Here is an 11964-nt window from a genome sequence, read left to right as displayed (position 1 = left end):
CCGGGGGAATAGGGGTTATTTCTTCAACGTATATCTCGTCTTCCAATTCGGCACGCCGTCCGTCTCGGCATATTCGTCCGATACGAACGGCGGCTTCTCACCGAACAATTCCTTGTACATGGCCTCGCACCGGCTCGAATACCCGAAATTGAAACGATCGGTCCGATACGGCTTATCCGTTATCCATTCCGGCGGTTTCAAGTCGACGACCGTTTTTCCGCCGCGGCGTATCTCAACACGTACAGCGCCTATTTCCATCGGTATCTGCACGCTCGACAATCCCGCGGCTGCATCCATGCGTTTTCTTCCGTTCACCCACACTTCAGCAGGCGCCGCCAGTATCGCCGCAACATCGATGATGTCCTGCGCGGGAACAAGCTGATCGCGCACCGCGTTGTTGATATGCCAGTACGGCACTTCGATATCGATATTGAAATGCGACGGCACCGCGGTCGACGGATACTTCCGGTAGAACGCGAAGGCGACATCGCCTGTGACCGTCTGCGGTTTTTTCCGCCAGATATTCTTGTAATACTGAAGCAAAATCGAGTACGCGAAATTATGATTGATCTCAGGTGCGAGATGATGCCCTTCGGGATAATCGTTCCATGTCACATAGCTCATGAACGATACGTCGTTTGTCACGGCACGATCAAGAAGCGTGCGGAACATCGTGGCGCCGGGAATGGGAAGATAGTACGTCATGACGTCGGCCGGCGTTATCTTCTGTATATCGCGCTCAAAATGATACATCTGCTTCGTCTTCTTCGAGAACACCTTTGAATCATAGAAATCGGTGAGCACCGCCTGTCCGTAGAAGCGTCCGCGCTTTTTCGCCGTGCTGATGACATAATCCCAGTCAGCATCCTCCTCAGGAAAAACCATGTCGGCGAAACCGGTGGCCGCGGGGAAATAATCGAACACCGCGTTCACATATCGTTTATAGAACGCATCGACATCCCCGATGTCCTTCCCTTTCGATGCGACGCGCACATGCTCGCTCGCCGACATATGATACACGAAGGCTGCTTTGATCCCCATCGCATCGGCGAGGCTTTCGTACGCCTCCGCAAGCGCCTTCATGTTCTCCTCGACGTTCGGCTGCCGAAGTATATCGGCGGTATTTTTCACGCCGTCGGCAAGGCCCTCCGTGGACCAGGTCAGGAATATTATCCGTCCGTCCGGCGCGCGCAGCCAATGTCTTGAATTGGCAGTTCCCTTCAGGAGCGATCGTATCCGCCGCGACCAGGCAATTATCTTCTGTTCGGACGTCTCCGGCTGATTCGGATGCGAGAGACAAAGCGTAAGTTTGAAATCAATGTTCTTCTCATCGAGCACTTTGAAGAACGTGCGTATCATGTCATTATTGATCCCTGCCTGCACCTCGCCGCCGGCGCCGGACTCAAAGCTCTGATAGTAGAAATGAAAACCGTCGATACCCAGGCGCTTCGCCGTACGTATCTCATACTCGATGATATCCTCAAGCGAACGATTGCTGTAGTAATATCCAGAAAGAACGCGGTACCGCGCCGCGCCGCCAATGGAACCCGTCGGTCCGTCGGGACGATACTGCGCGGGGTCCAACAGCCATTTCGCCTCTCCGGAGGGGTTGATGCTCGTCATGTAATGGGCGAGTACCGGCTTATCGGTGAAAAGCACCGCGGCAAGTTCCGGCCTGTCCTTCGCGAACGAGATCTTCCTCACCCGTGGTGCGGGTGCCGAGGAGACATCGGCGATATCGGTCTTAGCCATTATCCGTGCAATGTCCGCTTCAGTAAGGGCGAGAGAGAAGAGAGACACTTCATCGATCATTCCCTTGAACGTGAATTTCCCTATACCGCCGATGGCTATCATATTCGGGTATTTGCGCATCTCGTTCTCAAATCGTCCTGATGCGGATTCCTTTCCATTTATATAGATAGTAAGCACTCTCTTCTCATACACCGCCGATACGTGATACCATGTATCGAAGGCAAGCGGCGGCGTGCTCACTTTAAGCATGCCCTCGCCGCCTTTCGGCGTCCATATCACGAAGCTGAAGGTATTCTGACCGTTCGCTGTATTGGCCATAAGTCCCGCATGAAATCCCGGTTTTCCTACGATGACGCGCTCAGTCCCGCTTTGCTCGCCGTCGGGTTTTACCCACGCGCATATCGAGAATGGTTTCTCCTCATACCCCTGGCTCAGGAACCGTATATCGGGAAATGCCGATACGCTCGTATTCACACCGTTGAATATCGCAGCGTTCCCGACCTTGCCGGATTTCCACATGACAGGCCCGGCCGTAGTGCCGTGAAAACCGCCCGCGGAGTCGGCGGCTGCCGTGCCCTTTTCTTCATTGAAGCTCCAGTATGCGGAAAGTCCATCCTCTGCGCCGAAAAGTATCGCCGCTGCAAGGAAGGTTATGACAGCGATGCGTATATGGTTCATGCGGGCATCCTCGAATACATGATAGACATCAGTATAGTACGGAAATGGATATCAGTCTACCGCGATTGTGCTGCGGCAGAATTGCGTGATTTACGGCCGCGCGTTCATTGTTGAGGCGATGTATCACTGGATATGGCCGGGCAAAGCGATTGATAATCACCGCATCCCCTGTAGAATAGGGCAATGGAAAACACCATCCGCCGCATTACCACGGATGAAAAGCTCATCCTGTTCAGGAACTTCAAGGATACGTACGGCGTGAACAGCATCGTGCAATTCGGCATACATCGGGATAGGATAACGAAGCCGAAAGGACGCCCGCGCGTGCCCGACCATATGCATTCGCATGCCGTGGAGATCAACTACCAGGCGGAAGGCCGGCAGCGGTATTATATCGGCGATACGGAGTATCACTTCGACCCCGACACGGTTTACACCATTGCACCGAATGTCGTTCACGGATCTCGCGGGTATGTCAAGGAGCGCGGGCTCACCTACTATCTTATCATTGCTATGCGCCCGGCGGCTTTCCTCAATTACGATGCGAAGACCGGAGCGTGTCTCCGGTCCTGTCTATCCGCCGTCGGCACGAAGGTGTTCCCCGGGAGCGTACGGCTTAAACAGCATTTCGAGCATCTTGTATCCGCATGCGAGAGCACGGACGAACACACATCGTTTCGCATACGCGCCCTCGTGACCGACATCATCCTCGAAACGCATCGTGCATCACGGTATCCCTCGGTACGCACGCCAACGCCTGCCATCGAAGCAGCGGCGGCAGCGATACGACGATCGAACGAGAGCCCGTCACTGACCGGTCTTGCATCGGCGAGCGGGCTGTCATATTCACGATTCCTCCACCGCTTCAAGGACGAGATCGGCGAAAGCCCCAAGGCGTTCATGATACGACAGCGGATCGAGAAGGCAAAGCGCACGCTTCGCACTTCGAAGTTATCGATATCGGATGTCGCGTACGCCTCCGGCTTCCATTCGATAAACCTGTTCATCGCTCAGTTCAAGAAGCTTACCGGCATGACACCGCGCGAGTTCAGACGGTCAACAGAGGTGTAGCGTCCGCGCCCCCCTTCCCATTTCATTCCCGGCGCGGTATACTTCTCACGAAACGATGAACAACGGAGGGCCCCCATGGACGTACAATTCCCCATTACCGCAGTGACCGTTTACCCCGACAGCGCGCTCATTCGCCGCGAGGGAACGGTCCGTCTTTCAGCGGGCGATGTCACCGTGACGCTCCCCGGCATCATTCCCGATATCGACGAGAACACGCTGCGCTCATGTGCCATCGGTGAGGGCGTGAAGATACTGGGCGCCATGGTCAGGCACGAATACAGCGCACACGCCGCCGATACCGAACGCAAACGGCTTGCCGACGAGATGGAAGCGCTCACGGATGATAAGCGATCGGTCGAGAGCGATCTTGCCGTACGGGCTGAAGAGGCGGCATTCATCGAATCGGTGAAGCTCTTCGGGAAGCAGCAGATCCCGCGCGATCTTGCCACAAAAATTCCCGCGATGAACGAGCTTTCCGATGTATACCGTTTCATTTCGGAGAAGACGAAGGAGAATCGCGATGCTGTGCTCCGCGCGCACAAGCGCATACGCGAGATAGACCATAGCATTACAGAACGTGGAGAGATGCTCGATTCGATATCAGGCGGCAGCGGCACGACGAAACGCTCCATTGAGATAGCGCTTTCCGCGAAGAGCGCTGTCGATTGCACGCTCGCGGTATCGTATCTGGTATCGGGCGCTTCATGGGAGCCGATATACGATGCGCGTGCCGATTTCGCGAAGAGCAATGTCGAACTTACGCTCTACGGTATTGTACGTCAGACGACGGGCGATGCCTGGGACAATGTCGCCATGTCGCTTTCTACTGCGAAGCCATCGGTGGGCGGATCGATGCCGTATGTGTCGCCGTGGGCGCTCAATGTCATGGAGTATGAACCGCCCAGGGCGAAAAAAGCACGCTCATTCGGCATCGTACAGAAAGCGGCGTTCGCCGACAAGGAAAGCCGCATGGAAGAGGAAGAAGTGATGCCGATGGCGTCAATGGACGCCCCCCCGGCGCCTGAAGAATACAGCGATGCTGCCGAGCACGGCACCGCTATCGTCTATACGCTCATGCATCCCGCATCGGTAAAGTCCGACGGTACCGATCATAAGCTCCCCGTGACCGCGCAGAATCTCGCGGCGAAATACGAGTATTCATCGTATCCGCGCTCCGTGTCTTCCGCCTATCTCGGGAGCCGCGTGGAGAACGCGCCGAACGTGCAGCTCCTTCCCGGGGCAGTGCACATCTTCCTCGACGGCGAGTTCGTCGGCATCTCGCAGTTAAGCGCCGTCGGCCCGGGAGAGGAATTCGATATCTATCTCGGTATCGACGACAATGTGAAAGTGAAGCGGGAGATCATCGAGAAGAAGGTCGACCGCACGCTTATCGCAGTCATTCCTTCGCCGGTGAAAAAGTCGGCATTCACGTACAAGATCACCGTGGAAAATTATAAGTCAAAGGATATCACCGTAAAACTGTTCGAACCACTGCCGATATCCGAGGACGATCGCATAAAAGTAAAAACATCGAAAGCGGTTCCGGAAGCGACGGCAAAGGATTGGATGGACAGGAAAGGGGTATCGCTCTGGGAATTCACGCTCGCACCGAAGGCGAAACAGGAGATAGTCCATTCGTTCACCGTGGAGCATCCGCGTGAGCTTCGCGTCGAAGGTTTATAATTTCATCGTATTGTTCACAGCGCACCATAATAACCCCTATCCCCAACCCTTTCCCCTTCAAAAGGGGAAAGGGGGCAGAAGACAATAAAATATCGCTCCCCCTTTCCCTGCTTAGCGGGGAAAGGGGCCGGGGGATAGGGGTGAGTTTTTCTTCAGGCACTCCGGTACGCGGGAAGCAGTACGGGAAGGCGAAAAAAGGCGCCACCCCTTTCGACGTAAAATTCGGGCATTCAGCGCATCTACTTTTCGGCCAATTCAAAATAGAGTGCCGGCCCTTTCTTAAGCTTCGCTGTATCGATGTTCACCGATAATACGCCGTCCTTTCCCGTCACGGCAACCTCTTCGCGCCGTGCACCGTCCAGACCGATGGCGTAACATTTCATGGCTGCTGCGTTTTTACACGCGATGCGCGCGGTAAGCGTGCCCGTCTCCACGAGAACGGGAAGCACGCCTATATTCTTCAGCACCACACGGTCATCCGATGTTTCATGACCGCTGTTCACCGCATCGGTGTTGTACACAAGGAGAAGCCTCCTGCTGTCGGCTATCACCGCATCATCCAATGCACCGACGCCGACGGCCGCCGCCACCGACGACTGTGCCGAAACTATCGCACCGGCTGCAGCAGAGGCACCGGGGCGAAGCGTAAGTGCGCATGACCTTGGGGTCGTAACGTACATGCGGTCGATGCCGGCATCGAGGATTATCTCGCCCGTATCGCTTTGATAGATGTTCTTCGCATGATCGGTCTTATTCCCCGCGGGCAGAATGCCGCGTCGCTTCATCTCGGCAATGGCTCGTCCTGCGGTGTCCGAATTCCCGGAATCCACCGTCGTTGCTGTCATTTCCGTTGCGACTATCTCGCCGCCCCCCGACGACTTTATCGTCATCTCGGCCTTCGGTGCGGGCGGGATGCCTGCGGGGACCGGACGCCCTTCGTAGCGGAGGCCGAAACGGGAAAGGAGGGCGATGCGGCTCAATCCGCTGTCTATGCTCTTAAAGACATTGCCCCCGCCGAACACCCACGCATCATCGGCGGTCAATTCCACAAGATGCTTCGACGGCGCAACATCGCCGCGGCCATAGAACATCGCGGCAAGCACCTGATTGGCACGATTGACCGGATCGCGGCCGACCGAAAAATCGCTCATGATCATGGTGAGCTTTGTGACGACTGCCTGCGCATGAACGGTTATCGCCTGGATATCCTGCAGTCCTGCATAGGACGGGAAGAGCAATCCCTCTTCATGGCGATAGCGATGCCAATACGGCGCACCATACTCCGTGATGAAGAACGGCCGATCGGTAAAGCGTGCCGCCGAACGCGACCGGAAATACTGCCCCGAATCCCTCACCGTACCCTCCTGTGTGGTACGCGATCCGGGACTGGACCCGTCGGACGGATGCCCATGATACCCGTGATTGGCCACCGCGGTGGTCCGATTATGCACGACATGATGGAGATACTGGCTTATGACATCGTACTGCACGGTCAGCCCGTCGTAGCCGAGGGCTTTCAGTTCATCGAGATACCACGCAGTGATATCATCCTCGAGTTGGAACACGAATCTCCCTATATCCTCGTTGCGTTCGCCCATGCCGGACATCTGTGTGAGCGTATAGAGAGGCACCGAAGATGCATCGGTCGATCCCCATACCCTTTCCAGGTCGCCGCTCCTTCCCTGATACCGCTTTGCAAGGAATAGCCGCCATTGCTTTTCCGCAAGCGGCTTTATTTCCGCATGCAGGAAGGACGGGTCCTTGAACAGCCACAGGTCCTGTTCATTGAAGCAGGTGACATACACGACCTGCGGGTCTTTCGCGAGCGTGGTACCGGTAAGCGGGTTCACATGCGTCATCATCTTGGTAACGCCATCCTTCCAGTTCATGCGCGCATCTTCGTCGACGAGATAGCGCCTTCCGTATGCACTCGCCCATCCCTCGTTCCAGCTGACCGCTTTATAGCCCATAAAGCTCACCGCATCGACGCCGACGTATATACCCTGCTCTTTCAAACAATGGACGAGATAATCGAATCTCCCCTGATTCACCGGATTGAATTCCGCGTCGACTTTGGATTTCGCCATGAGGTATAGATCGACGGCCTGCAGGCGCACCATATTGTACCCCTGACGCCGTACGCATGCGGCCCAGTCCTTTATGTTCGCCCGCGTCTCCTCTTCCGTTGCGGCTTCAAGCCCCGAACCGCGCGGCTCGAAAAGATGGTTCACCAATATCTGGAACGCGAAGAACCGCACCGGCTTTCCCGGTCTGCCGGTGAATTCCAGATCGCCGCCGGGTAGCGGTCTCACCTTTCCATATTTACCGGCGGGACCAGCTTCGACAAGCCCGGAAAAATCCAGTGCGCTTCCGGAGGCCACTCGAAGTTCCGACATGTCTATCGGTTTCCACTTCTCTCCGGCCGTCACTTTCCATGTCCCTTCCTTCGGGAACGGTATATCGACCGTAGAGAGCGTTGCCCCAACGACTATCCACACCGCGGCAGCCGTCGTTTTGAACCGCACCGCGCTCACGTCGGCTTTTTCCCCCAGATCGAACTTTGACAGATAGAGCCCGACCGTAGAACTTCGGTTCATCTGCCTGAACGCGACATAGCCGTTGGCGAGATTCCCCGCCCCCCACCAATCCCCGACATCGCGCCAGGACTTTATCTCGAGTTCTTTTATCGTCCCGTCGCTCATCCGCACGGACACGGTGCCGACAGCGCCTTTCGTCTGATTGAAGCACGTCGTATGAAGAAGATAGAGATAGCGTGCCTGAGCGGGCTTTTCAAGCGTAATCGTCGCTTTTTCAAGCGGCGCTGAAAGGTTCGATGACATGAATGACATTACCGCACGACCACCGTTGTGCTCCGGGCGGATGATACGGAACGGGACACCGCCGAACTCGGTGCGCGTCGGATCGAATGACCTGAGATCGTTCTCCGGTCCCTGATCGCTCCAGCCGCCCTTGCCGTCACCGGCGACATCATCGGCAAAACCCATATTGGCATGTTCTTTAAGATCAAGTGTCGTCGCTGAACCATCGGCGATCGCGATATCAAGTGCGTCCGCAAGCCTCGCTTTCAGTTTCAGTGTCACGGTCTCCCCCTTCTTCATCGATATGTCCTGATAATACGGGCAGTCATGCCATGTCATTATCGCCGTGCTCCCATTAACGCCGCGCTCACGGAGATAATATGGCCCGTCTTTGGTCGCCGCATAGTACGACCAACCGCGCGGGTGTCCGTCCGCTTCCGATTCAAGATCGCCGTTGACAATGCCATCGATCTCCACATCGTCATAGCACACCAGTATTTTCCTGTTCTTTCCGCTTTCCTTGAGATAGGGGCCCATTATCGTGAGCCGGACAATGCCGTCGTTCTCCGCTTTGAACGACAACCAGAGTTTCGTCCACGTATTTGAAACTGCCGGGAATTCCACGTCCAATCCCATGCGCTGTTTGCCCGCAGGCTGCCATGTCTGATAATTCGCTACCCCCCCAAGGGACCTCTCTCCGGGCACAAGCTCAGTCCCGCTCGCAATACCCGACAGCGTAAGCCGCGCATACGAGAAGGGGTAGGTATAGGTTTGTGCTTCCGCGGGAACAGCGGATAGCGCCAATATGACCGCAATAGCAACGGTCAGCGGAACTGCAGAAAACCGACTGATGGAAGATATGCAGCGAACGATCGGGCATGTTTTCATATCGGTATCCTTGTGTATTCTTGATCCCCTCTATTATAGTTGAACAATGCGTATTGTAAATGCACGAAAAAACAGCTCATTATACAAAACGGCTTCGCGCACGGAATCCCTACTGCTTTTTCCTTGCCGCATCCAGGCGCAAAGCAGCCTTCCTGAACAGGAAGAATTCGGACTGTCGATGCGGTTCCAAACGATGCGACTCATCGAAGCAGCCTAAGCCCTGCAGCTCTTTCACTCCGGCAAACACAACCTGCATATCATCGCTGGTCTTGGGCGCATCCATGGACGCGAGATGGCCTTGTATCGCTTTGACCGCATCGCGCCCGCCCGCTATCCCGAGCGCGCGATAGATGAGCGTTATCTCCGGCTGCCTCAGATACGGTGTTCGGGGAACGTCCGCAAGAAGCGCCGCGATACGCGCCGACGCAGCCGTCCCCTTTGCATGAGCCAATGCGAGTGCAGCCACGACACAGAGCGCGCTCGAACGGTCACCCAATCGCGGACTATCAATGCGGTCATCCACGGCTTTCTCAAGGACCTTCATAAGAACATTCGGCGTGTCGCCCCGCATTGCTGCGGCTACTCCCGCACAGAAGTGCTTACGCTGATCGCCCTCCTCGTTGGCGAAGCGTTCCCAATCAGGGTCGCCATTTTTCTGCGACAATCTCCACATCGCTAAGCCGTTCTGTTCCCCGCCAAGTTTTTTCAAAAGCTCATCCGTCGGCACATCGAGGATTTTCTCGGGTGCTTCCTCGGGCAATACGCCCCGTTCCCGAAGCTCACCCTGCAGCGCTGCCACATCGATACACGAAGGGGATCTGCCGCTCTGAACGGCCAGTGCAGCAGCCAAGCCGCTCACTTCACCGAGCTGCTGCATATCATGCCTCATGCGTGTGAGGGAGGCAAGGTCATGCTCCACGGAAAATGCACGGCATGCGAGGAGCATCCCCTCCACGCCTTCCGGATAGAGAGCCCGATACGGTATCTCACCGGTGCGGACAAATGGGAATAAACCGAACATCACCACCCATCGTTGTATCCAGTCGTTCTCTAAAGCAAAAAATCCCGCGCGATCATAATTGGAGGACATGGCGCATACTTTATCCGGCCACGTCCGTCCCTGTGCGAAATCTTCCGCGGTCAGCACTACCGGCCCGTGGATAGATCGTCCCTGCCGGATGCCGAGGAGAGATGCCAATGCGCAATAATGTTTCTCCGCGGTGAACGGCCCCTCCCTCCACAGCGATGCCCTCCCGCTGAAATGCGCTATGGAATAATCAAGCGTATCGGTCGGATCGACATATCCCAATCCATTATTCGTGAACTTCACATAATAGCTCATTTTCCCTTTTGCCGCTTGTATCGGGAGATAGCCGTAAAAAAGCGGAAAACCGTCGCTGTCTCTTCCCATGGAATAGTTCGCCCCAGCCGCCGCCGCGAGATCACCGTCTCCGGTGGCGTCGACAGATACTGTACAGGGGTAGGCGTGATACCCGTCCTCGGCGGCCGCAAGTACATGGGTTACGGTGTTGCCGTTCTTTATTACGCCGAACACCCGCTCTGCTTCTCCGAACCGTGCGTTCACTTTCTCCAGTTCGCGCCACAGCGTCTCGGTCTTTGCAACGGGATGCAATCCGTTTGCGGGCCCCGTGACTGACTGTGCATCTTTAACCTTCACATCAATGGCCTTCTGAAGACCGGCATTGATGCCGTGATAATAACCGAGCAGCTTTCCCGCAGTGCCGGTTCCGCCGGGGATGCCGGTAGTATCGAGCATGGTGACACGCACCCCCTTCCCCCCCCGCAGCCAATGCCGCGAATGCGCCCCCGCAGCCGCATCCCGCTACGACAACATCGGAATGCTCATGTATCACTGCACGTACCGGCGGGAGAACAGTACGCGAAAAACCTTGCTCGACTGCCGCGCTCAGTTCACTCGTGACAGTATGACCGGTCATCGTCACTGCAGTGCCCACGGGAAACGGCCGTATCGTTTTTGATAATACATTCTTGAGATGATCCATTGCCCATTGCTTATCCGTGACCGCTTTACCGGCATCGATCTGCACGACACCAGTATTCTCGATCACCCGCAGAACATCCGGTTCGACTGCAGGATATGTTATTTTAATCTCCGGCGCGATATCCACTAATAAAGACTTTTCAAATTCAGAATGCTCTTTGTGCAGATGCTGCATGATCAAGAAACCGGCATGGTATGACATCGCGCCGAGGGCTATTCTGCTCATCGCACTGTTCGTCTGCATCGAATATGAAACGATGACCTCATCGGGCCAAAGCGTCGGCTGCACCTCAATACTGTCCGCTGCAACCCCAAGCGATCCCGAAACGCTTATACGCTTGGGCGCATTGCAAGAGATCCCATACAAATACATTCGCCTCGTGACCGCCGTTGCAATCGGTATATTGAGGCCGCATGCGCGGTATGAGAAAACATTTCCTGCGGTCGTATCGATGATACGCGGTGCAGCGATAAGCTGCCGGCCGCTTTTTCCGACGATCTCCACGCCGTGGAGCATGCCGCCTGCACCGGCGATCGGCCGTATCGGCAGTGCGCATACCAGAGAAGTAACGCCTGCCGATTGCGCCAACCGATCGCATGCCAGTGTGGTAATGAACGGATCGAACCGCCCGTCAGCATAACCGCCCTGAGGACGGCATAGCTCAGCAAGCTCATCGGCGAGCCAGCCCTCGGGCACATGCATATCCCATTGACCGGATATCTCGGTACCGAGCACCGGTCCGGCATCGATAAGCATCACTTTCCTATTCATACGTGCTGCAAGTACCGCCAAAGCCAGACCGGCAAGGCTTGCCCCGAGCACTACGACATCAGCGCTTGTAAGTATGGTGGACGGCCGTTCGGATAAGGTCATCGACTTGTACGCCCCGGCATTCGACCGTGCAGTTTCAGCAAAAAGTTTCGATGCAAAACTTCCCGCGATTATGCCCAGTGCCGACATGCCGCCTGCCTTCAGAAATTCTCTTCTGCTTGTTTTTCTCATATACGTTTAGTATAGCAAGTATTTATCGTTAGTAAATGCACGAAAAA

Annotated in this window: 6 protein-coding genes; 2 read left to right on the top strand and 4 right to left on the bottom strand. The window is 55.7% G+C overall.

The genetic code is table 11. The annotated features are described in order from the left end of the window. Window positions 1–15: 15 nt before the first annotated feature. Entirely contained in the window at window positions 16–2430 is a 2415-nt protein-coding gene (locus AABZ39_06855) for an endo-1,3-alpha-glucanase family glycosylhydrolase (protein ID MEK6794477.1), read from the bottom strand. Between the two features lie 183 nt (window positions 2431–2613). On the opposite strand from AABZ39_06855, the gene AABZ39_06850 reads away from it, so the two are divergent. Both AABZ39_06850 and AABZ39_06845 read left to right on the top strand, forming a co-directional pair. After that, window positions 2614–3501: an AraC family transcriptional regulator gene (locus AABZ39_06850; GenBank protein ID MEK6794476.1), complete on the top strand. Its 888-nt coding sequence runs from the start codon at window positions 2614–2616 to the stop codon at window positions 3499–3501. 75 nt (window positions 3502–3576) lie between these two features. Beyond that, window positions 3577–5184 (top strand): DUF4139 domain-containing protein, encoded by a 1608-nt coding sequence (locus AABZ39_06845; protein MEK6794475.1) that lies wholly within the window; start codon window positions 3577–3579, stop codon window positions 5182–5184. A gap of 239 nt (window positions 5185–5423) precedes the next feature. On the opposite strand, the gene AABZ39_06840 is transcribed toward AABZ39_06845, so the two are convergent. The 3 genes from AABZ39_06840 to AABZ39_06830 form a co-directional block, all read right to left on the bottom strand. Then, window positions 5424–8891: a hypothetical protein gene (locus AABZ39_06840; GenBank protein MEK6794474.1), complete on the bottom strand. Its 3468-nt coding sequence runs from the start codon at window positions 8889–8891 to the stop codon at window positions 5424–5426. Window positions 8892–9000: 109 nt separating this feature from the next. Beyond that, the gene (locus AABZ39_06835; protein MEK6794473.1) at window positions 9001–10668 is read right to left on the bottom strand and encodes an FAD-dependent oxidoreductase; all 1668 of its coding nucleotides are present in this window, start codon (window positions 10666–10668) and stop codon (window positions 9001–9003) included. Beyond that, window positions 10571–11875, bottom strand: a complete 1305-nt coding sequence (locus tag AABZ39_06830) for an FAD-dependent oxidoreductase (protein ID MEK6794472.1) — start codon at window positions 11873–11875, stop codon at window positions 10571–10573. Before AABZ39_06830 ends, AABZ39_06835 begins: the two co-directional genes overlap by 98 nt. Window positions 11876–11964 lie beyond the last annotated feature (89 nt).

The organism is Spirochaetota bacterium (assembly GCA_038043445.1).
Classification (GTDB): Bacteria; Spirochaetota; Brachyspiria; order Brachyspirales; family JACRPF01; genus JBBTBY01.
Note: the sequence above shows the minus strand (reverse complement) of the source record. Positions and strands in the feature narration are given on the sequence as shown.

What these genes read in the sequence shown, in the direction of transcription:
- AABZ39_06855 (MEK6794477.1), bottom strand. Translation starts at nt 2,430, where the DNA reads ATGAACCATATACGCATCGCTGTCATAACCTTCCTTGCAGCGGCGATA.
- AABZ39_06850 (MEK6794476.1), top strand. Translation starts at nt 2,614, where the DNA reads ATGGAAAACACCATCCGCCGCATTACCACGGATGAAAAGCTCATCCTG.
- AABZ39_06845 (MEK6794475.1), top strand. Translation starts at nt 3,577, where the DNA reads ATGGACGTACAATTCCCCATTACCGCAGTGACCGTTTACCCCGACAGC.
- AABZ39_06840 (MEK6794474.1), bottom strand. Translation starts at nt 8,891, where the DNA reads ATGAAAACATGCCCGATCGTTCGCTGCATATCTTCCATCAGTCGGTTT.
- AABZ39_06835 (MEK6794473.1), bottom strand. Translation starts at nt 10,668, where the DNA reads ATGCTCGATACTACCGGCATCCCCGGCGGAACCGGCACTGCGGGAAAG.
- AABZ39_06830 (MEK6794472.1), bottom strand. Translation starts at nt 11,875, where the DNA reads ATGTCGGCACTGGGCATAATCGCGGGAAGTTTTGCATCGAAACTTTTT.